Annotated in this window: 16 protein-coding genes; 6 read left to right on the top strand and 10 right to left on the bottom strand. The window is 66.0% G+C overall.

Translation table 11 applies throughout. The features are described 5' to 3' along the window. Positions 1-255 precede the first annotated feature (255 nt). The 3 genes from dksA (at position 256) to hslU (ending at position 2,798) form a co-directional block, all read left to right on the top strand. Entirely contained in the window at positions 256-672 is a 417-nt protein-coding gene (gene dksA / locus DIE22_RS24100) for an RNA polymerase-binding protein DksA (RefSeq protein WP_006477498.1), read from the top strand. Positions 673-907: 235 nt separating this feature from the next. Then, complete coding sequence (hslV, locus tag DIE22_RS24095; protein ID WP_124499911.1) at positions 908-1,444, top strand: ATP-dependent protease subunit HslV; 537 nt, start codon at positions 908-910, stop codon at positions 1,442-1,444. A gap of 10 nt (positions 1,445-1,454) precedes the next feature. Continuing rightward, positions 1,455-2,798: an ATP-dependent protease ATPase subunit HslU gene (hslU, locus tag DIE22_RS24090; protein WP_124606237.1), complete on the top strand. Its 1,344-nt coding sequence runs from the start codon at positions 1,455-1,457 to the stop codon at positions 2,796-2,798. 81 nt (positions 2,799-2,879) lie between these two features. Here hslU and DIE22_RS24085 read toward each other — a convergent pair whose 3' ends face one another. From DIE22_RS24085 to DIE22_RS24075, 3 genes are all read right to left on the bottom strand, one after another. Further along, the gene (locus DIE22_RS24085; RefSeq protein WP_011658200.1) at positions 2,880-3,422 is read right to left on the bottom strand and encodes a response regulator transcription factor; all 543 of its coding nucleotides are present in this window, start codon (positions 3,420-3,422) and stop codon (positions 2,880-2,882) included. Between the two features lie 13 nt (positions 3,423-3,435). Next, positions 3,436-4,842 (bottom strand): ATP-binding protein, encoded by a 1,407-nt coding sequence (locus DIE22_RS24080; protein ID WP_124499913.1) that lies wholly within the window; start codon positions 4,840-4,842, stop codon positions 3,436-3,438. A gap of 100 nt (positions 4,843-4,942) precedes the next feature. Beyond that, a complete protein-coding gene (locus tag DIE22_RS24075; protein WP_124499914.1) occupies positions 4,943-5,167 on the bottom strand; it encodes a cysteine-rich CWC family protein in 225 nt (74 codons plus the stop codon). A gap of 296 nt (positions 5,168-5,463) precedes the next feature. On the opposite strand from DIE22_RS24075, the gene argB reads away from it, so the two are divergent. Genes argB through slmA form a run of 3 tightly spaced genes read left to right on the top strand, consistent with a single transcriptional unit; the run spans position 5,464 to position 7,783 of the window. After that, positions 5,464-6,363, top strand: coding sequence for an acetylglutamate kinase (gene argB, locus DIE22_RS24065; protein WP_124499915.1), 900 nt, complete (start codon positions 5,464-5,466; stop codon positions 6,361-6,363). After that, positions 6,360-7,151: a pyrimidine 5'-nucleotidase gene (locus tag DIE22_RS24060; protein WP_124499916.1), complete on the top strand. Its 792-nt coding sequence runs from the start codon at positions 6,360-6,362 to the stop codon at positions 7,149-7,151. The genes argB and DIE22_RS24060 overlap by 4 nt, the downstream gene beginning before the upstream one ends. Next, on the top strand, positions 7,118-7,783 hold the full coding sequence (slmA, locus tag DIE22_RS24055) for a nucleoid occlusion factor SlmA (protein ID WP_124499917.1): 666 nt from the start codon (positions 7,118-7,120) through the stop codon (positions 7,781-7,783). Before DIE22_RS24060 ends, slmA begins: the two co-directional genes overlap by 34 nt. Positions 7,784-7,850: 67 nt before the next feature. On the opposite strand, the gene DIE22_RS24050 is transcribed toward slmA, so the two are convergent. From DIE22_RS24050 to DIE22_RS24020, 7 genes are all read right to left on the bottom strand, one after another. After that, positions 7,851-8,699 (bottom strand): hypothetical protein, encoded by an 849-nt coding sequence (locus DIE22_RS24050; RefSeq protein WP_124499918.1) that lies wholly within the window; start codon positions 8,697-8,699, stop codon positions 7,851-7,853. 44 nt (positions 8,700-8,743) lie between these two features. Further along, a complete protein-coding gene (locus tag DIE22_RS24045) occupies positions 8,744-9,958 on the bottom strand; it encodes a TolC family protein (RefSeq protein ID WP_260426750.1) in 1,215 nt (404 codons plus the stop codon). 269 nt (positions 9,959-10,227) lie between these two features. Continuing rightward, complete coding sequence (locus tag DIE22_RS24040) at positions 10,228-11,478, bottom strand: HlyD family type I secretion periplasmic adaptor subunit (RefSeq protein WP_124499920.1); 1,251 nt, start codon at positions 11,476-11,478, stop codon at positions 10,228-10,230. Beyond that, positions 11,475-13,808, bottom strand: coding sequence for a type I secretion system permease/ATPase (locus DIE22_RS24035; RefSeq protein WP_124606236.1), 2,334 nt, complete (start codon positions 13,806-13,808; stop codon positions 11,475-11,477). Before DIE22_RS24035 ends, DIE22_RS24040 begins: the two co-directional genes overlap by 4 nt. A 406-nt stretch (positions 13,809-14,214) precedes the next feature. Continuing rightward, positions 14,215-16,440: an Ig-like domain-containing protein gene (locus DIE22_RS24030; protein WP_124606235.1), complete on the bottom strand. Its 2,226-nt coding sequence runs from the start codon at positions 16,438-16,440 to the stop codon at positions 14,215-14,217. A gap of 108 nt (positions 16,441-16,548) precedes the next feature. Then, positions 16,549-17,277, bottom strand: a complete 729-nt coding sequence (locus DIE22_RS24025) for an OmpA family protein (RefSeq protein WP_124606270.1) — start codon at positions 17,275-17,277, stop codon at positions 16,549-16,551. Positions 17,278-17,431: 154 nt separating this feature from the next. Next, positions 17,432-22,125, bottom strand: a 4,694-nt coding sequence (locus tag DIE22_RS24020) for a YadA family autotransporter adhesin (RefSeq protein ID WP_185640673.1), incomplete at its 5' end; no start/stop codon positions are given.

Raw genomic sequence — 22,125 nt, 5'->3', positions numbered from 1 at the left:
AACCATTACCCGGGCATCGCAACCGCGCCGGATCGCCCATCCGCCACCCGGCCGCGGCCGATGTGATCTGCCGCGCAGCACCGGTTCGCCGCGCGCGCAAATCCGCGCCAGGCCTATCCTGGTATTTGAGAACCGGTTTTCCAGAGGCTTTCGGCCCCGCGGCGGCAAATCGCAAATGATTGCAAGCGCAGTTGCGGGTAATCCCAAAGTGCAGGCAATATCTGCTGATTTGCCGCACATTGAAGAAGCAAGCAGATGACGAAGAAACTCTTGACCGAAGCCGAAATCCTGAAGATGAGCGACAAGGATTACATGAATGAGGATCAGCTCGCCTTCTTCAAAAATCGGCTCGAACAGTTGCAGGCGGACATCCTCAAGAATGCAGGCCAGACGACCGAGAACCTGCGCGAGACGGTGATCGTGCCCGACCCCGCCGATCGCGCGACGATCGAGGAAGAGCACGCGCTCGAGCTGCGTACGCGCGATCGCGAACGCAAGCTCCTCAAGAAGGTTCAGCAGTCGCTCGCCCGCATCGACTCCGGCGATTACGGCTGGTGCGAGGAAACCGGCGAACCGATCGGCATCCCGCGCCTGCTCGCGCGCCCGACGGCCACGCTGTCGCTCGAGGCGCAAGAGCGCCGCGAGCTGCGCCAGAAGCTGTTCGGCGACTGATCGAGCGGCGTTCCGCTCCGACACGCTGCTTCCCGAAAGCGCGCGGCCTGCCGCGCGCTTTTTGTTTTTCCGGCACCGGTTCCCATCCGGACCGATTTGCCTCCCGCCTCTTGATATCCCGGCGCCCGCCCTAAAATGAAACGGACGCGCGCCGGGCCGCTCCCCGGTGCACTGCGATGCAAGCGGCGGCGCCACGCGCCGCCCGACTCTTCCCCGTTTTTCTCAAGGAACGCAGATGGAGCAATTTCACGGCACGACCATCGTTTCGGTCCGGCGCGGCGACAAGGTCGCGCTCGGCGGCGACGGCCAGGTAACCCTCGGCAACATCGTCATGAAGGGTGGCGCGCGGAAAGTGCGGCGGATCTACAACAACCAGGTACTGGTCGGATTCGCGGGCGGCACCGCCGATGCGTTCTCGCTGCTCGATCGTTTCGAGGCGAAGCTCGAAAAGCACCAGGGCAACCTGACCCGCGCGGCCGTCGAGCTCGCGAAGGACTGGCGCACCGACCGGATGCTGCGCCGCCTCGAGGCGATGCTGATCACGGCCGATGCGACCACCACGCTCGTGATCACCGGCAACGGCGACGTGCTCGATCCGGAAGGCGGCATCTGCGCGATCGGTTCGGGTGGCGCGTACGCACAGGCCGCGGCCCGCGCGCTCGCGGAGAACACCGCGCTGTCGCCGCGCGAGATCGTCGAGAAGTCGCTCGAGATCGCCGGCGACATGTGCATCTACACGAACCACAACCGCATCATCGAAACGATCGAGTAAGGACCGCACCATGAGCACCATGACCCCTGCCGAGATCGTCTCGGAACTCGACAAGCACATCATCGGCCAGGACAACGCGAAGAAGGCCGTCGCGGTCGCGCTGCGCAACCGCTGGCGCCGCCAGCAGGTCGCCGACCCGCTGCGCCAGGAAATCACGCCGAAAAACATCCTGATGATCGGGCCGACGGGCGTCGGCAAGACCGAAATCGCGCGCCGCCTCGCGAAGCTCGCCGACGCGCCGTTCATCAAGATCGAAGCGACCAAGTTCACCGAAGTCGGCTACGTCGGCCGTGACGTCGACAGCATCGTGCGCGACCTGATCGAGATCTCGGTCAAGCAGACGCGTGAATCCGAGATGCGCAAGGTGCGCAGCAAGGCGACCGACCAGGCGGAAGACCGCATCCTCGACATCCTGCTGCCGCAACCGCGCGCGGTCGGCTTCGGCGGCAACGCCGATCACGCGAACGACGACAACAACGCGACGCGCCAGACCTTCCGCAAGCGCCTGCGCGAAGGCCAGCTCGACGACAAGGAAGTCGAGCTCGACATCGAGCAGCCGTCGGCCGGCATGGACATCATGGCACCGCCGGGGATGGAAGAGATGACCGAGCAGATCCGCTCGATGTTCTCGAACCTCGGCAGCGGCAAGAAGCAGCGCCGCAAGGTGAAGATCAAGGAGGCGCTGAAGCTGCTGACCGACGAGGAAGCGGCGAAGATGCTCAACGACGAGGAAGTGAAGACGAAGGCCGTGCAGAACGTCGAGCAGAACGGCATCGTGTTCCTCGACGAGATCGACAAGATCACGTCGCGCAACAACGAAGGCAGCGGCGGCGAAGTGTCGCGCCAGGGCGTGCAACGCGACCTGCTGCCGCTCGTCGAAGGCACGACGGTCAACACGAAGTACGGGATGGTGAAGACCGATCACATCCTGTTCATCGCGAGCGGCGCGTTCCACCTCGCGAAGCCGAGCGACCTGATTCCCGAACTGCAGGGCCGCTTTCCGATCCGCGTCGAGCTCGACTCGCTGTCGGTGAAGGATTTCGAGGCAATCCTCGTCGCGACCGATGCGAGCCTCGTCAAGCAGTACCAGGCGCTGCTCGCAACGGAAGACGTGCAGCTCGAGTTCGCGGAAGACGGCATCCGCCGCCTCGCCGAGATCGCGTATGCGGTCAACGAGAAGACCGAGAACATCGGCGCGCGCCGGCTGTACACGGTGATCGAGAAGCTGCTCGAGGAAGTGTCGTTCTCGGCCGGCAACCACGCCGGCGAGCGCGTGATGATCGATGCACAGTATGTCGACCGTGCGCTCGGCGAGGTGTCGCAGGACGAAGACCTGTCGCGCTACGTGCTGTAACGCGCGGCGTCGAATGCGAAACGGGCGGCCCGGCGGGCCGCCCGTTTTCGTTGGTGCGGCCGGCCGACGGCGCCGCGCCGCTTACTGGCGCACCGGCTTCTTCGCGAGCTTGCGCTGCAGCGTGCGGCGGTGCATGTTCAGCGCGCGCGCGGTTGCCGAGATGTTGTTGTTGTTCTCGGCGAGCACGCGCTGGATGTGCTCCCATTCGAGCCGGTCGACCGACAGCACGACCGGATTCTCGAGCGCCTCGTCGGCCTGCACTTCGCTGGCGTTGGTCTGCAGCGCGGCCAGGATCGACTCGATGTTCGCGGGCTTCGCGAGATAGTTGTCGGCGCCTTCCTTCACGGCCTGCACGGCGGTCGCGATGCTCGCGTAGCCGGTCAGCACGAGGATCCGCGCGTCGGGCTGCAGGTCGCACAGCGGCGCGATCAGGCTCAGGCCCGAATCCTCGCCGAGATGCAGGTCGACGGTGATGAACTGGAACTTGCCGCCGGCCGCGAGCCGCAGCGCCGCCTCCTTGTCGTGCGCCTGCTGGACCGCGTAGCCGCGGCGCTCGAGGCCGCGCGCGAGCGTGCCCGCGAACACCTCGTTGTCGTCGATCACCAGGAAATTGTTCTCGCTCATGTGGTTTCTCCGTCTACGTGTTGGTTGAGGCGGCCGGCGCCGCGATGCGCGCCACCGGCAGGCGCAGCACCGCGCGCGTGCCGCGGCCCGGCGCGCCGGCTGGACGGCTGTCCGGCGTGGCTGCCGCTCGTTCGGTCGTGCGCTGGCCCGCCGCAGCCGCGGCGTGACCGTTCGCGCCGCCACCGGCGCGCCCGTTGCCGCCCGCCGCGCGTGGCGTGACATCGGACAGCTCGATCTCACCGCCGAGGCGCACGGCCGCACTGAAAGCAAGGTACAGGCCGACCCCGTGCCCGCCCTGCGTGCTGTCGACCGGCATCGCGCCGAGCGATTCGCGCAACGCGGCCGGAATGCCCGGGCCGTCGTCGCATACTTCGAATTCGATCCGGTCGGCCGTCCGCTCGTTGTGTGCGAGCTTCGCGGCCAGCGTCACGCGATGCGGGCTCGCCCGCGCGGCGTTGTCGAGCAGGATCGTCAGGATCTGGCCGGCCGCGACCGTGTCGTCGAGCGCGACGCCCGACGGGCGCGCGCCGAGCAGTTCGAACTGCACGTGCGGATGCCGCAGGCGCCAGTGCTCGACGAACGTGTCGAGCCAGTCGTCCACCGGCTGGCGGCTCGCCGGTGCGCTCGCGCGGCTGCGCAAGCGCGCGAGCGCCGACGTGCAGAGCGTCATCTGTTCTTCCAGCACCTTCAGGTCGGCCTCGTAGCGCGCCAGCCCCGGATCGGCGCGTGCCGCGTCGCGCAACTCTTCCGCGAGCATCGCGATGGTCGACAGCGGCGTGCCCATCTCGTGCGCGACGGTGGCGGCCTGCACGCCGAGCGCGACCGCCCGCTCGTCGCGCAGCAGGTGCGCCTGCGCTTCGCCGAGCGCTGAATCGCGCTGGCGCAGCGCGTTCGACATGCGCGCGACGAACCACGCGATCAGCCCGACGCTGACCATGAAGTTCGCCCACATCCCGGTGCGGTAGTAGTCGAACAGGTTCGCCGGGTTATCCATGTTGAGCGGCACCGAATCGAAGCCGAGCGCCGCGTAGCACGCGACCGCGAACGCCGCGAGCCAGATCATCAGGTGCCACGGCAGCACGGCCGCCGCGATCGCGAGCGACGGCAGGTACAGCGACACGAACGGGTTGGTCGTACCGCCCGACAGGAACAGCAGCGCCGACAGCGCGCCGAGGTCGACCCACAGCTGGCCGAGCAGCTCGAAACTGGTTTCGGGCCGCGCACGCAGCACGCGCACCCAGGTCAGCGCGTTGAAAACGATTTCGAGCGCGATGACCATCAGCATCGCCGGCAACGGCAGATGCACGCCGAAATAGGTCTGCACGACGCCGATCGTCACAAGCTGGCCGATGATCGCGAGATTGCGCAGCCAGAACAGGTGACTCAGGTTGACGCGCCCGGTGGTGGTGATTCGTTGCATCCGAGCAGTTTACCCGTTTAGCGCCCGGCGCCTCTACCGGGGGCCGGATCGGTACCGCCGTGCGAGCCGGCGTCGCGTCGGGTTGCACGCGCCCGCACCATCAGCCGGCCGCACCGGCCATGCGCTGCGCGATCTCGTCGGCGAGGCACTCCGGGCAGCGGCAGCGCGTACCGGCGGCCGGCGGCACGCTGCCGGGCAGGGTCGGCATCGACGCGCACCAGCACTCGAACGGCTGCGTGCGGGCGCCGCAGTCGAAGCTCCGCCCGCAGCGCGGACAGCGCGCGCGGTGCGGGGTCGAACGGGCGTCGGCGGCGGAATCGGTCATGGCTCAATCGCGGAAGCGGGCATGAAGGTGCCCCACGCGACAAGCATAGCGCGATGGACGGATTTTGCATGTCGGCCATCCGGCCGATGCGTCCCGCAAATACCCGTCCGGACGCGCGCGCCCCCCACCCCGCCCGCGCCGCCGCCGCGGGGCGCCGCGCCATGGCCGGCGGGCCGCCGCGCGTGGCGCCCGCCCCGTGCGATCCGCCGTCCGGCCAGCCCAAAAACCCGATGCTGCGCTGCGCCACTCCTGTACAATTCGGCCTGTTTCAACCGTTCCCAGCCAGAGCCGCCGCCATGTCCGAGCCCATCGACCTCTCGCAGATCGCCCCCACGCTGAAAGCAGAAATCCTCGCCGAAGCGCTGCCGTACATCCGCCGCTACCACGGCAAGACCGTGGTGATCAAATACGGCGGCAACGCGATGACGGAAGAGCGGCTCAAGCAAGGCTTCGCGCGCGACGTGATCCTGCTGAAACTGGTCGGCATCAATCCGGTGATCGTCCACGGCGGCGGTCCGCAGATCGATCACGCGCTGAAGAAGATCGGCAAGGCCGGCACTTTCATCCAGGGCATGCGCGTCACCGACGAAGAGACGATGGAAGTCGTCGAATGGGTGCTCGGCGGCGAAGTGCAGCAGGACATCGTGATGCTGATCAACCACTTCGGCGGCCATGCGGTGGGCCTGACGGGCAAGGACGGCGGCCTCATCCACGCGCGCAAGCTGCTGATGCCGGACCGTGACAACCCGGGCCAGTACATCGACATCGGCCAGGTCGGCGAAGTCGAGGCGATCAACCCGGCAGTCGTGAAGGCGCTGCAGGACGACGCGTTCATCCCGGTGATCTCGCCGATCGGCTTCGGCGAGGATGGTCTCTCGTACAACATCAACGCTGACCTCGTCGCCGGCAAGCTCGCCACGGTGCTGAACGCCGAGAAGCTGCTGATGATGACCAACATCCCCGGCGTGATGGACAAGGACGGCAACCTGCTGACCGACCTGTCCGCACGCGAGATCGACGCGCTGTTCGAGGACGGCACGATCTCGGGCGGCATGCTGCCGAAGATCGCGTCGGCGCTCGACGCGGCGAAGAGCGGCGTGAAGTCGGTGCACATCGTCGACGGCCGGATCGAGCACTCGGTGCTGCTGGAGATCCTGACCGAGCAGCCGTTCGGCACGATGATCCGCTCGCATTGAGCGCGCGCCGCCCGCCCACCCGCCTCGACCTGCCGGCGTCGCTGCGACGCCGGCGCATCTCCCGCAGCCGGCCGCGCGCCGGCGCGCCGGTCTGGCTGTTCGATCTCGACAACACGCTGCATCACGCCTCGCACGCGATCTTTCCGGAGATCAACCGCGCGATGACGCAGTACATCATCGACGCGCTCCACGTCGGGCGCGCCGAAGCCGACCGCCTGCGCACCGGCTACACGCAGCGCTACGGCGCGGCGCTCCTCGGCCTCGCGCGCCATCACCCGATCGATCCGCACGACTTCCTGCGGGTGGTCCACACGTTCTCCGACCTGCCCGCGATGCTGCGCGCCGAGCGTGGTCTAGCGCACATCATCGCCGCGCTGCCGGGCCGCAAGTTCGTGCTGACCAACGCGCCCGAGAACTATGCGCGCGCGGTATTGCGCGAGCTGCGCATCGAGCGGCTGTTCGAGCGCGTGATCGCGATCGAGCACATGCGCGACCGCCGCACGTGGCGCGCGAAGCCCGACCACACGATGCTGCGCCGGACTTTGCGCGCCGCGCATGCGCGGCTGGCCGACGCGATCCTCGTCGAAGACACGCGCAGCCACCTGAAGCACTACAAGCGCCTCGGCATCGGCACCGTGTGGATCACCGGCCACCTGCCCGGCCATCTGCCGAACATCGGCCGCCCGCATTATGTCGACCAGCGCATTCGTTCGTTAAAATCGCTCCGACTGGGCACACGATCGGGGCGACAGAAATGCAGCCGACTTACCCGCAGGACCAAGCCGTAACGGAAGACCAGGCCACACCGTCGCGCCCGCGCCCGAAGCCGGGCGAGCGGCGCGTGATGATCCTGCAGACGCTCGCCGCGATGCTCGAGGCGCCGAAACCCGAGAAAATCACGACCGCCGCGCTCGCGGCCCGGCTCGACGTGTCGGAAGCCGCCCTCTACCGGCATTTCGCCAGCAAGGCGAAGATGTACGAAGGGCTGATCGAGTTCATCGAGCAGGCGCTGTTCGGACTGGTCAACCAGATCGTCGCAAAGGAGCCGAACGGCGTGCTGCAAGCGCGCACGATCGCGCTGACGATGCTCAATTTCGCCGCGAAGAACCCGGGGATGACGCGCGTGCTGACCGGCGAGGCGCTGGTTGGTGAGGACGAGCGGCTCACTGAACGCGTCAACCAGCTGCTCGACCGCATCGAGGCGACCGTCAAGCAGTGCCTGCGGGTCGCACGCACGGAGGCGAATGCGCCGCAGGACGGCGCGATGCCGTTCGCGCTGCCGGCCGACTACGATCCCGCCGCCCGCGCGAGCCTGCTCGTCAGCTACGTGATCGGCCGGTGGCACCGCTTCGCGAAGGGCGGGTTCCAGAAGCCGCCCGGCGAGCAGGCCGATGCGCATTTGCGGCTGATCCTGCAGTAACGCGTGACACGGATTCCGGCACGGCACTGAAGCGCCTGGGCCAGCAGTGCCTTTCATCTCCTCTTGATCACCACTCCGTCACGCGCCGGTGGTCGGTCAGGCGAACCGACGTCTCCGCAGCCTTGCTTTCTACCGCCGTCGGTAGCGGCTTGCGCGCTTCCCAGTGCTTCAACTCGACCTGCAACGCGCGCAGTGCGTCGCCACATGGCCAGTCGGCGCCGCACCGGTCCGGTGCGCCCGATACGGGCGAATCGGCCGGCTTTGCTGGTCGAGGTTTCGCCGGCATGCGATGCGCCACGGCTTTCGCGGATAGCGGCCGCACTACCTCCAGTTCACGGGTGTGCACGTTCTCCATATCGGGGCGCCGAGGCGGCATCGGCCGCGGTGCGGGTACCGCAGGCCCGCCCGCCCCGCGGACCGGATGCGGCTGGGTGTCCGCCTGACGGACCACCGGCGCAAGCGGTGGCGCCAAAGCCGGCGTTGCGTCCGAAGCCGGCGCTGGAGGCGGCGCCGGGATTGCGTCTGGGGTGGCCGCAACGATCGACGCAGACGCCCGCTTACCCGTGGGCATGCTTCCCCAGAGTGGGCCCGGCTCCGCACCGCGGCCTGCCATCATCGCGCCGAGCAGCGCCATCAACACCGCACCGAACACTGCGCCGCCGATCGCGGCCGATACGAGGCGACCGCGGCCGCGCGGCGGCGGCTTGCGGCTCCATGCCAGGTTGTCGTGCCCGTAATCGGCCGCGCACGCACCGGCAGCGACAGCCAGACAGCGGTTCGACAGGTAGACCGTCCCCGGCGACGAGCGCGCGAAGCGAGCGGTGACGCCGTGCCGGACGCCATAGGGGGCGGGGAGGTAGGAAGCCGCCCTCGGCGGCGGCAATGCAAACCAGTTGTCGATCGATTCTGGATTCATGGATTCCCTCGTTGCTCGGCCGGCAGCGGACGGCGCGCGATGCGTCATCCCTCACGCAACCATTGCACGAGCATGCCCGCCGAAGCGTAGCCGCGCAGCGTCGCGGCATAGCCATCGAATCGGTACGCCACCTCGTTGACGCGATTGTTGTAGTCGTCGTTCTCGGCAATCAGCACGTCCAGCAGCGAGCGGCGCCCGAGGTGATACCACTGGTCGAAGAACGCGCTGCGCACACGCGCGGACTCTACCGACAGATCGCGATACTGATCCGCCCGCTCGCCGAACGCGTGCGCATCGTCTTCCGCGCTGCGCACCTGATATTCGAGATCCAGGCGCATCTGTTCGGCCTGACTCCAGCTCGCCGACGCACGGAACGTCGCCGCGTCCGTCGCCGCCGTCGCCGCGCCACCGGTAAACGCATTCCATGTCACCGTCAGCATCGTCTGCCACGGCATGCGGCGCCCGACGGCATCGTGGCCGGTATTCGTGCTGACGACCCAGTTCAGTTGCGGCCTGGACGCCGCCCGCACCGCATCGCGGTTCAGCTCGGCTGCACTCGCCTCGGCGCGCGCCTGTCGGATGCGCGGATTCTCATCGAGCGCGGACATCAGCCGGTCGAGATTGCCGGGATGCAACGGCCAGTGCGAATCCGTCGGCATCGGCACCGGCCGCTCGCCCACCAGCTTGCGAAGATTCAGCTCGACCGTTCGGCATTTCGCCAGCGCCGCATCGCGACTCGCCTCGGCCTGCAGCAAACGGGCCCTCGCCTGGGTGAGCTCGCTGCCGCGACCGCGATCGACCGCGACGATTTCATCGAGCATCCGCACGAGGTGCGTCATCCGGTCGACGAAGCGCTGACTCAACGTGGCGATGTTGCGCTGTTTCGCGAGCTCGACGAGGGTGGCCGTGACCTGATAGGCGGAATCTTCCATCTGCGCGACGTAGCGTTCCTGCCCTGCACTCGCGAGTTCCCGCCGGCTGCCGATCGATTTCTCGGTGCGCCCCCAGTCGAACAGCGTCGTTGTCAGGTTCACGCTCAGCGCGTTGCCAGGATCGTATGCGCTGCCGGCGTTCGAGCCGAACCGCGCGGTGCGCGTCTGGCCGTTCAACTGCAATTGCGGCCAGCGTGCCCCCTTTGCCTGATCGACATCCGACTGCGCGGCCTGGTATTCCGCGTACAAGCGCCGCACCTGCGGGCTGACGTCGACGGCCGCTTCCGCCGCGGCATACAGCAATTGCCGCAGTTCGCGCTCTGTCATCGAGGCCCCGCGGGCAGGCACCGACGCGGAATCATCGTGCGTGGGCGCGGATGCGTGCGCATGCCCATCGGCCGCGGCGGAAGCTGCGTCCACCGCCGTCGATGCCGACGCTGCGGCAACACGTGGCGACACGGTATTGGCGGCGTGCGCTGCCCCAGCCGGTTGCCACATCGACAAGACAAGCAGGACCGCCGATGCCGCAACACGAAGCACTGCGCGAGATTCACGCGCATCGACGCATGCGCCGACCATTCGAAATTCGCTCATGCTCAACGCTCCCTGAAGGCCTCGCGGGCCTTGAAGATCGGCTTGAGCAGGTAATCGAGCACCGTCTTCTCGCCGGTGCGGATATCGACCGTTGCCTGCATGCCCGGCAATACCGGCAGACGCTTGCCCGCCGCGACGAGCGCGTCCGAATCCGTCTCGACCATCAGCCTGTAGTAGTTCGCGTCGGGACGCCCCATCGCGGCCTTCTGATCGTCCTTCAACGTATCGGGACCGAGGCTGACGACGTGCCCGTGCAACCCGCCGTAGATCGCGAAGTCGTACGCGCTCAGCTTCACGAGCACCGGCAACCCCGGCCGCAGGAACGCGACGTCGGACGGCTTGATCCGCGCTTCGACCATTACCCGGCCGTCGAGGGGCGCAATCTCCATGATGTGTTCGCCCGACTGCACGACGCCGCCCACCGTGCGGATGCGGATGTTCTTCACCACGCCGCGCATCGGCGCGACGACGTCGGTGCGCGCCAGCACGTCCGCGCGCCCGGCCAGCACCTCGTTGGTTTGCGCGAGTTCCTGTTCGAGGCGTGACAGCTCGGTACTGGATTCCGCGGTGAAACGGCTACGGCGCTCGGCGATCTGCGCGGCGATGTCCGTCGCCTGGCGCCGCATGCGCAGAATCTCGACTTCCGAGACCAGCCCCTTCGCCGCGAGCGGCTCCGACATCGCGATCTCGCGCCGGACCAGCGCCTGGCTCTTCTCCAACGCGGCGACCTGCTCGTCCAGCGCACGGCGGCGGGCACGGTAGGTTGCGGTGGCCTGCGCGACGAGGCCGGATTCGCGCTTCACGTCTGCCGGAAAGTCCAGCGGCGCGCCATAGGCTTCGGCCCGCGCACGCGCCACGCTCGCCTTCAGCTCCAGCGCCTTGGTCAACGCTTCGCGATAGCTCGATTGCGCGCGCGCCGGATCGATCTTCGCGAGCAGCTGCCCCTTTTCGACCACGTCGCCCTCGCGCACCGTCACGCTCTGGACGATGCCGCCCTCGAGGCTCTGGATCCATTGTTCGCGGCTCGGCGATACGACCGTCGCATCGCTGCGCGTGACCTCCTCGACGCGTGCGAAGTGCGTCCATACGAGCCCCGCGCCGAGCACGACGGCAACCAGATAGAGAACCAGCTGTGCGCCCGCAGACGAGCGGACGAGCAACGCCTCGCGAATGTCGCTCATGTACGCGGCATCGCCCGCCCGCAGGCGCGGCGCCGGCTTGCGGCCGAGAATCGATCGTATGCGCCGCATCATGATGCCTCCGCAGCCAACGATGCCACGGCCCCTGCCGGTTCCGCGGGCGACGCGCCGGCTTGCGCGCCACGCTGGACCACGCGGATTTTCGGTTCACGGTTTCGCTGCGGCTCGGGCGGCGCATGATGCACGCCCGTCTCGGGCTGCCCCGACAGTGCCGCCAGCACGCGCGCCTTTTCTCCATCCATCACGATCTTGCCCTGATCGACGATCACGATCCGGTCGACGAGCGCCAGCAGCGACGTGCGATGCGTGACCACGACCAGCGTCTGTCCGGCGCTCGCCTGCTTCAAATGCTCGATGAACTGCGACTCCGTCTGCGAGTCCATCGCGCTCGTCGGTTCGTCGAGCAGCAACGTTCGCGGCCGCGCGATCAGGCTGCGGGCCAGTGCGACAAGCTGGCGCTGCCCGCCCGACAGATCACGACCGTTTTCGCCAACCTGAAGATTCACGCCGAGCGGATGCCGGGCGATCAGCGCATCGAGCCCCGTCAGCTCGAGCACGCGCAGCAGCTCCGTGGCCGGCACGTCGGGACGGCCGATCGTCACGTTCTCGCGCAGCGAACCGTAGAACAGCCGGCTGTCCTGGCCGACATAGCCGAAGGTGCGCCGCCAGTCGGCCGGCGCGATCTGCGCGGCGTCGAGCCCGTCGGCGAGCAACTTGCCCTCCGTCGGCTGATACAGCCGCGCGATCAAACGCAGCAGCGTCGATTTCCCGCTGCCGACCCGGCCGAGTATCGCGACACGCTCGCCGGGCCGAATCTCCACCGACACCTGGTCCAGCGCGGGCGCATTTTGCTGCAGGCCGGCCGACGGATACTCGAACGACACGCCGTCGAGCTTCACATGGCCGCTGAGCGGCGGCTGCGCCAGATAATCCTGGCCCGGCTCGTGCTCGACCGGCATCGCCATCAATTGGTTCAGCGAATGCATCGCCGTCTTCGCCTGCTGAAAACGCAGCGCGAGCCCCATGACCTGACCGAGCGGCGCCGTCACCCGGCCGGCCAGCATCACGGAGCCGATCAACGCGCCCTGGGTGAGCTTGCCTTCGCCGATCAGGTACACGCCGACGATCACGATCGCAACGGTCTGCATCTGCTGCAGGAACGACACGCAACTGGTCGCCATGCTGGTGAGCTGGCGCGACTGCATCGAAGCTGCCGCCGTCTTCGCGCTGTACGTATCCCACCGGTGACGCATCGCGCCTTCGCCGCCGACGGCCTTCAGCGTCTCGAGCCCGTCGACCGACTCGATCAGCACGCCCTGCTTGAGCGACGCCTCGCGCAGGTTCTCACGCATCGCACGCGCGAGCGGCCATTGCACGATCGCGCCGAGACCAACGATCAGCGGAATCATCAGGAGCGGAATCCAGCCGAGCGGGCCGCCGACCGCGAATACCACGCCAACGAACAAAAAGACGAACGGCAGATCGGACACGACCGACAGCGTCGCCGACGTCGCGAAGTCCCGCACCGATTCGAACTCGCGCAACCGGTGCGCGAAGGAGCCGGCCGACGCTGGCCGGTGCTCCATCCGGATCGCCAGCGCCTGCCGAAACAGCAGGCTGCCGAGCACCAGATCGGCCTTCTTGCCCGCGGTATCGAGCACATGCGCACGCACGTGCCGCGACACCGCCTCCATCAGCATCGCGAGCGCGACGCCGATCGCGAGCGACCAGAGCGTCACGTAGGCCTGGTTCGGCACGACGCGATCGTAGACGTTCATCGTGAAGAACACGCTGGCGAGGCCGAGCACGTTGATGAGGAACGCGCCGACCGCCGCGCTCGCGTAATAGCTGCGATAGCGCCACAGCGTTCGCAGCAGCCAGTGCCCGGCCGGTTCGGTCGGCAGGTCGTCTGGACGCGCATCGACCTTCGCGGCCGGCTTCACGAGCAGCGCGTAGCCGGAGTAGGTGTCGCCCAGTTCCGTGTCGGTGCATTCGACCGGCGCTTCGCCAAGTTCGGGCAGCATGACGCGATAGCGGACCGGAGTTTCCTGCTCCATCGAATCATCGTCGATGCGCCAGCCGAGCAGCACGCATGCGCTGCCGTTCCGGCGCAACAGCACGGCAGGCAGCAGGTGCTCGGGCAACTGCGTCAGCGGACGCTCCACCAGCTTCGTCGCCAGACCCGCCTGCGTCAGCGCCTCGATCGCAAGCAACGGCGTCAGCGGTCCGTGTTTGGCGAGACCAGAAATTAGGACTGCGTGACTTCTTCCGAAACCGTAGTGCGCACAAAGCCATGCGACTGAATCGAGCAGGCTGTCGCGGGTGAGCGTGTCCGGCAGACTCGGCGCGTTACCGGCGCCGGTATCGGATGGTTGGACATTCATATCGAAATCGTTATCTGGCCACTGGAATTCACGGAACCCTGGCGCACTCCAGGACGCGGCTGCTTCACGCGAGCGACAGGGTAGGCGCATACATCGATGCGGCGGAGTCTCCCGTCGCATGACCGGACGGGATGGCTATCGCAGCACGCCGATGGGACTGCGACAGGAACGCAACAACTTTACGAAATGTGCCCGGATGCAAAAATGGGACGAGTCCCAAAAGGGATCCAGATCCATTGGGACAAGTTCGAATGGGGGGGTGGGTATTGAATGTGCAGACATGCGCAGCCCGCAATTCGCTGCAGGTTGCGCATGGAGAAACTATGAAGAAACCGGGCCGCTGGCACCGGTTCGGCGGGACGGAACCACATCTTGGTCCGGCGCGATTCCGACCCGCGCCTGCGGATCAGGTCAGTTGGGTCGACACGGCCGACTGCACGAGCAGTTCGACGTGCAGCGCCGCGTTCTCGTACAGCGTATAGGCCTGGCCGTTGATCGCAACCAGCCCCTTGTTCGTCCACTCACCACCCTGAGCAAGGCCACTCATGCCCGACAACTCGACCCGATCGCCGGCGTTCCCGTTCACCATCAACTGCGTGTGACCATCGTTTCGGAACACGTTCTCGTGCCCGAGTTCCAGCACGTCACGCATCGACAGCTTCAGCGTGTTGTTACCCGTGCCGGTGATATCGATGATCTCGATCGACGTGATCTTGTCGTGGCCGCCGACGTTCAGCAGCTTCGACAGATCAAGCGTCTGGCCAAGGCCGGTCAGCTTCAACGTATCCGTACCCGCCCCGCCATGTACGCCGGCACCGGCACCGTCGAAATATCTGACGTCGGCCACACTGAAGATGTCATTGCCAGCGCCACCGTGATATGCGCCCGACAGCTCGACGATGATCTGATTTTCATGCACCGGCTCAACCCCGGTCTGCCATATGCCGCTATCGCCGCCGTCCTTGTCAAGCGTCAGATTGGACAAGTAGATCGAGTTGTAGCCTTTAAAGCGATCCGATGACTTGTCACTCGTAACAATAAATGAATCGATTTCCGTGCCCTCCGGCGCAATGAAGGTGTGGGTTGTCCATGAGTATCCCAACAATTTTTGGGTACCGATGACTTTTCCGTTCTTGTCCAAGTAGGTAACGGCAGCATTCAGCTGCAGCCCCTCACCCATACCCGGTTGGATGTTCTTAAAATCGAAATCGATTCGATGAGCGTTGCCCGCCTTCAAGCTGAACTTGATACCGCCTGCGAACGACAACTCACCATTATTCGTGCCGCCCGAATAGCTGTCCCCCGCCTGCATCTGGCCTTTGGAGTTCATGGTTGCGGTCACATCGAGTCCGTCATAGTTCAGCATGGCACCGACGTATCGCAAGGAACCGTTCCCGTTGAAATCGTAGGAGCGGGCTTTCCATTCGGCCCACCGCCACTCCGACGAATTCCCGGCGAGATCGATCACCGCGGCGGATACTCTGGTTTCACCGTTCCAATCGGCACCTAGTGCCGCCCGCACGGAACTCGGGATCTGAACGTCGATCTTGCCGGACGCAATTTCCTGTTGTGTCAGCGTGTGATCGATCGTGTAGTTTCCGACGATGACCCGAACCACTTCGCCTGCGGCGACACCCGTTTTGGAAATGCCGACGTGCACGATACCGGTCGTCACGTCGAACGTGAGGCTGTCCGGCGCGTTTGGCGCCGTCGTGTCGAGCATCACGTCGTAAGCGTTCGACTCGCCTGCCACGCCATCGCTGTTGACCACCCTTGTCTGGATCGTCCAGTTGCTCGCATGCGTATTGGGATCAGTCGCCACCCACGTGCCGTCCGACTTCATCTGCGCATCGAACCAGGTGCGACCGCCGTCCGTCGACACCTGTACCTTCTCGCCGGCTGCCAGTGCCGCGGTCAGATGGCCGGTCAACAAACGGCCCGCCGTTCCGTCGTTCGTCAGTCGGTCGAAATTGAAGTTGCCGCTGTCGTGTCCCATGTCGTCGAGCACGGCCTTCGCCAGCGGCACGGGCGGCACCTCCGGCCCCACTGTCACGTCGAAGCCGTCCGAGCGCGCGCTCGTATTGCCCGCCGGGTCCGTCGCCGTCACAGTCAGCGCATGCGTACCGTTCGACAGCGGCGACGTCACCTGGAAGGTCCACGTTCCGTCGATATTCGTTTTCGTCGTACCCAGCAGCGTCGTACCGTCGTAGATCGCGACCGTCGAATACGCTTCCGCCTGCCCCGACAGCGTCGGCTGCGCGCCCTCCGTGGCCGCTTCGATCTTCGGCTGCGACGGCGGCGTCACGTCCACCTGAATGCCGTAAGACGTCGACGGTATGCTCAAGCCGACTTCGTTGCTCGCCCGCGCCGTCAGACGATACTCGCCGTCGCGCAGCGGCTGCGTGAGCGCGAAGCTCCATGCCCCGTTTGCACCGACCACCACCGTTCCGACCTCGACCCCGTCCACCAGAAGATGAATCGTCGAGCCAGGGTCACCGCGACCACTCACCGTCGGGCGCGGGTCGTTGGTCAGTCCGCCATTTTCAATCACGCCGGTGTGCGGCGGTACGTTGTCGGTGACCGTGTCGATCGTCGGACGCGACGGTCGTGTCGTTGCCTTCTGCTCTGCCATTTTTACTTTCCTGTATCAGTCCAAGATGTCCCGGAGTCATTCGGACATTTTCAATCTTCGCTCCACGGCAACCGCCACCGGTGACCGCGGAGCCGTCAATCCCGTTCGTTATGCCGTCTCGAGTTCGACTTCGACTCGCCGGTTCTGCGCACGCCCTTCGGCCGTCGCATTGCTGGCGACCGGCTCTGCCGCCCCCCTGCCGACGGTCGTGAAATGTTCCGCCTGCAGCCCGCCCGTGCGCAGGTACGTGACCACTGCACGCGCGCGCGCCTCGGACAGTCGAACGTTATGGGCGTGCGCACCTTGCGAATCGGTGTAGCCCGTGACGGTCACACGGCGAAACCGAGCCTCGCGATTCACGTCCAGAAAGCGATTGAGCTCCTGGCGGGCGCTCGGCGTCAGCGCCGCGCTGTCGAACGCGAAGTTCGCGCTGCCTTGCAGCAGCACCTGACGCTGCGCGATGGGCTCGGCGGCCGGCTGCGGCTGCACGACCGGTTGCGGTTGCGCAACGGGAGGCTCGACGCTCGCCTGAGGCGGCACGCCGCACATGAACGTCAATTCGCGCGCGTCGCCCATCGCGGCACCGCGACGAACGCGATCGACGGCCTGCAGCGGCGTGACCGGCTTGCCGGCACAGACTTTCTGCGCGGCCGCTTCACACGAGCGAGCGCTGGTTACCAGCCCCTCGCAAGTCACGCGAAAGACCGGCCCGGGCTGATCCGGTGCCTTGATCGCCCGGACGGTGTACGTCGGACCCGATTGCGTCGTGCATGCGCTCAGCAGGACGACGAATGCGCCGAGCAGACCCCGGCTGACAAAATGTTGTGGTGTTTTCATGATGGTTCGGTCCGCTCGAGGGCGGACTCGTGGAAATTGATCGGTGGAAACAAAGTCGCTCGTGCGTGGCGTGATGGTTGGCATGGCGGACCGCAAGTGCCCGCCACGCCAACCATCAGGTGATGACGCGGGCCGAACGGCCCGCGTTACCGCCTTACCACTGATACGACGCGCCCACGCCGAAGGTATTGCCGCCGCTGCTGAGGCCGACGCCGGCACGCATCTTCAGGTTTTCCGTGATGCGCGCTTCACCGCCCATCGCGACTGCCTGATAGCCCTTGTACGAGCCGCCGCCGACACCGAACGACAAGGTCTTGCCCGGATCGACGCCCGGAATCATCGTCAACGCCGTGGCCGCCGCGATACCCGAATAGGCATTGCGCGACATGTCGTTGATCTGACCTTGCATCCCGCCGATCGCCCGGTCGAGTTGCCCCTTGTTGACGGCATCCGTCTTGTTCACGGCATCCGCGACATTGACGAGCCGGCGCTCGTGGCCGTCCGAACCGATCGACACGGTGTTGGCTTCGGTCGCCTTCGAACCGTTACCCAGTGCCACCGAGTTGGTCGCGCTGGACGACACGCTCGCGCCGTGACCCAACGCCGTACCGTCGTCGGCCGACACCTTCGAACCGGCACCGATTGCGGTGGCGTTGTTCTTGCCGTCCACGATCTGCGAGCCGGAGCCGACAGCGATGTTGCCGTTGCCGTTGCCCGGTTTCGCGGCGACGACGTCGGCCTTGTCCTTGCCGCTGCCGCCCGTGCCCTGGATCAGATCGTTGGCGTTCTTGCCCGAACCGCCGTTGTTGCCGTTACCGTCACCCGGCGTGGTCGCCACGGTCAGGCGGTCGTCGATATCCTTGACACGCCCTTCCAGCTTCGAGAACTGCCCGTAGTTCACGGCGTCGTACTGGCTCTTGCCGTCCGCGACGTTGGTCAGCACCACCGGTCCCGACGACAAGCCGTTGCCCAGCGTCACCTTGTTGAAGTTCACGGTGCCGTCGCCGTTCTTGTCGTAAGCGACAGCGCCGACCAGCTTCGTGGCCTCACCCAGGTTGTTCTGGATCTGCGTGACCCGGTTGTCGATGTTGTTCAGTGCATCGCCTGCGTTGTGGAAGCTGTCGCCACCGACGTTGTAGGTCGGCGCGACGACCTTGCCGGTTTCCTCGTCGATCTTCGCACCGCCGCCGAGCGCATCGGTCACGCCACTCAACTGGCTGACGTTCACCGCATCCGTCGCAACCTTGCCGGCCGCCACGTTGTGCAGCGCGACCGGAGTCGCCGCGCCGGCGCCGCCGAGCGTCACCGAACCGTAGTTCGTCGTGCCGTCCGCGTTCTTGTCGTACACGACCGCCGATTGCAGCTTGCCGTCTTCACCGACCAGGCCGGCCGAACGCAGTTGCCGCACGTTGACCCCATCGGTCTCGTCGACGCCGTCCGCGACGTTCTTCAGCCTGACGGGCGCCGCACCTGCGCCACCGAGCGTGACGGAGGCATGCGTTGCGTCGTCGTACTGAACCGCATTCGCGACACCCTTCTGCAGCGTCTCGATCTGCGTCGTGTGCGTCGACACGCGCTCGTCGACATGCTTGAACGCGTCGCCGACGTTGTCGTACGTGTTCGTCAAGCCATCGGCCGCAGTCAGTTCATACGTCGGCGCCGAGATATCGCCGGTCACCGGGTCGAACTTCGCGCCGCCGCCGAGACTATCCGCGATGCTCTGTGCGAGGAAGTTCACCTGACGGCCGTTGACCGCCTCGGTGCTGGTATCGGCAAGCGAACCGTCCGCGACGTTACGAATCACCGTGCCGTTCGCACCAGCCAGCGTCACCGCTGCCTTGCTGGCGTCGTCATAGACGACCGCGTTCGGGTTCGTACCGTTGCCGTTGCCGCCCTCACGCTGCTCCAGCGCCTTGATGGCATCACCGACCGACGCGTAATCCTTGCCGTCGACGTTATAGACCGGCGCGGTAACCTTGCCGTCCGCGTCGAGGCCCGCACCACCGCCGATGATGTCGGTCACGCCCTTCAACTGCGACACGTTGACCGCGTCCGTCGATGACGTGCCGGCTGCAACGTTGTGCAGTGCGACCGGAACACCAGCGTTCGCGCCCCCGAACGTCACCGAGGCGAAGTTCGTGGTGCCGTCGGCACGCGTGTCGTAGGTCACGGCCGCGAGTGCCTTGCCGTTCTCGCCGATCAGGCCCGACGACTTCAGCTGCGACACGTTCACCGCATCCGTGTCCGCCGTACCGGCCGCCACGTTCGCCAGCTTCGTACCACCAACGCCGGCCAGCGTTGCCGACTGGTAGTTCGGCGTGCCGTCCGCGTTCTTGTCGTACGTCATCGCAGCCACTGCGTTGCCGTCCTTGTCGATCAGACCCGAGGACTTCAGCTGCGACACGTTGACTGCATCCGTGTCGGCCTTGCCTGCTGCCACGTTCGACAGCGTCGTGCCGTTCTGGCCGGCCAGCGTCACCTTGTCCTTCTGCGCGCCGTCATAGGCCACCGCATTCGGATCCGTGCCGCTGCTGCCGTCACCGCCACTCTTCGCCGCAGCCTGCAGCGCGTCGTTGACGTTGTGGTACTCCTTGCCGTCGATCGTGTACGTCGGTGCGGTCACGTCGCCGTTCGCGTCGAAGCCCGTACCGCCGCCGACCACGTCCGCGAGGCCCTTGAGCTGCGCGAGGCTGACTGCATCGGTGTCCTGTGTACCCTTCGCGACATGGACGATCTGCCGCTCAGCGCCTGCCGAGCCGATCGACAGTGCGTTCGCACGATCCGCGATCGAGCCGGCGCCCAGCGCGATGCTGTTCGACTGAAGCGCCTGCGAGTTCGCCCCGAGCGCGATGGCGTCGGCGACGTTCTGTTGCACGTTCGCGTTCGTACCGATAGCGATGCTGTTCACGGTGCCGACCTTCGTCACAGCCTTGTCGCCCATGGCCATCGAACTCTTGCCCAGCGCCATCACGCCGTTGTTGCCGACTGCCACCGCGTTTTCGCCGTTGGCCTTCGCCCGAGAGCCGATTGCCAATGCGCCCGGGCCATTCGTCGTGACCATGCTGCCGATCGCCACCGAATACGGGTGATCAACACCCGTCTGGGCGATACTGCCGATCGCCACCGAGTTGTCCGAACTCGCAACCGCCTGCAGACCGACTGCGACAGTATTGAGCCCGCCGGCGCCACTCCCTACGCCGATGGCCGCAGCCGTACCCAATTTGGGATCGCGCCCGTTCATCGATGCAATGCTCGGCACGCTGCCGTCCGCACCCAACCCTTCGATCGCGACAAAGCTGCCCGGCTTCGATTCGACGTCACGCACCATCCGCGTCATCTTCGCATCGAGCTTCGTATTGGCGGAATTCATCGCGTCGGCCAACTGCTTCATGGTGACGGCATCCGAGTCGTCAATGCCTGCTTCGACGTTGACGATCCGGCGCTTGAAATCCGCGTCGCCCACCGAAACGGTATTGTCGTCGTCGGCAATGGAGTTGTAGCCAATTGCCACCGAGTTGAGACCGTTCGCGCGCGAGCCCGATCCCAAGGCGAGCGTTCCCGGCCGGGTCGCCCAAGAGTTCGCACCGATTGCGACACTTTCGGGAACACTCGCAATTGCTTCGCGTCCACCAATCGTGTTGACCTTGATGTACTTGAGCTTGATCGAGCCGTTGGTGAGCGAATCTTCCAGATCGTTCAACTGGTCGACGTTCACGGCGTCCGTGCCGGCCTTACCCTTGGCCACGTTCGACAGCGTCACCGGACCAGCCGACTTCCCGCCGCCCAGCGTCACCGAGTTGTAGTTCGCCGTGCCGTCCGCATGCTTGTCGTAGGTCACTGCAGCGATCGACTTGCCGTCCTCGCCAATCAGACCCGACGACTTCAGTTGCGATACGTTCACTGCATCCAGGTCGGCCTTGCCCGCCGCCACGTTCGACAACGTCGTGCCCGCCTTGCCCGCCAGCGTCACCTTGTCCTTCGACGTGCTGTCGTATACCACCGCCAGCGATTCACCCGTCGTTTCGTCGATGACACCGCCATCCGTCAGCGCGTCCTTCAGGTTGCCGAGGTTCTCGTTCGTCGCGAACAGCTGCGAGCCGTTCACCGCGTCCGTGCTCGTCGCCGACAACTCGGCCGCCTTCACGTTCGTCAGCTTCGTGCCCGTCTTGCCCGCCAGCGTCACCGACTCGTGGTTCGGCGTACCGTCGGCCTTCTTGTCGTATGTCACCGCGGCAATCGACTTGCCATCCTCGCCGATCAGGCCCGACGACTTCAGTTGCGATACGTTCACCGCATCCGTGTCGGCCTTGCCCGCCGCCACGTTCGACAGCGTCGTGCCGCCTTCACCTGCCAGCGTGGCGCGCTTGTAATTCGGCTTGCCATCCGCGTTCTTGTCGTACGTAATTGCAGCCAGCGACTTGCCGTCTTCGCCGATCAGGCCCGACGACTTCAACTGCGACACGTTCACCGCGTCCATGTCGGCCGTACCGGCCTTCACGTTCGACAGCTTCGTACCGCCTTCGCCCGCCAACGTCGCCGACTTGTAGTTCGGCGTACCGTCCGCGCTCTTGTCGTACGTCACTGCGGCACGCGACTTGCCATCTTCGCCGATCAGGCCCGACGACTTCAGTTGCGATACGTTCACCGCGTCCATGTCCGCCGTACCGGCCTTCACGTTCGACAGCTTCGTGCCGCCTTCGCCCGCCAGCGTCGCCGACTTGTAGTTCGGTGTGCCGTCCGCGTTCTTGTCGTACGTGATTGCAGCCAGCGACTTGCCGTCTTCGCCGATCAGGCCCGACGACTTCAGTTGCGATACGTTCACCGCGTCCAGGTCGGCCGTACCCGCCT

It is taken from the genome of Burkholderia sp. Bp9142, from assembly GCF_003853415.1.
GTDB lineage: Bacteria > Pseudomonadota > Gammaproteobacteria > Burkholderiales > Burkholderiaceae > Burkholderia.
Note: the sequence above shows the minus strand (reverse complement) of the source record. Positions and strands in the feature narration are given on the sequence as shown.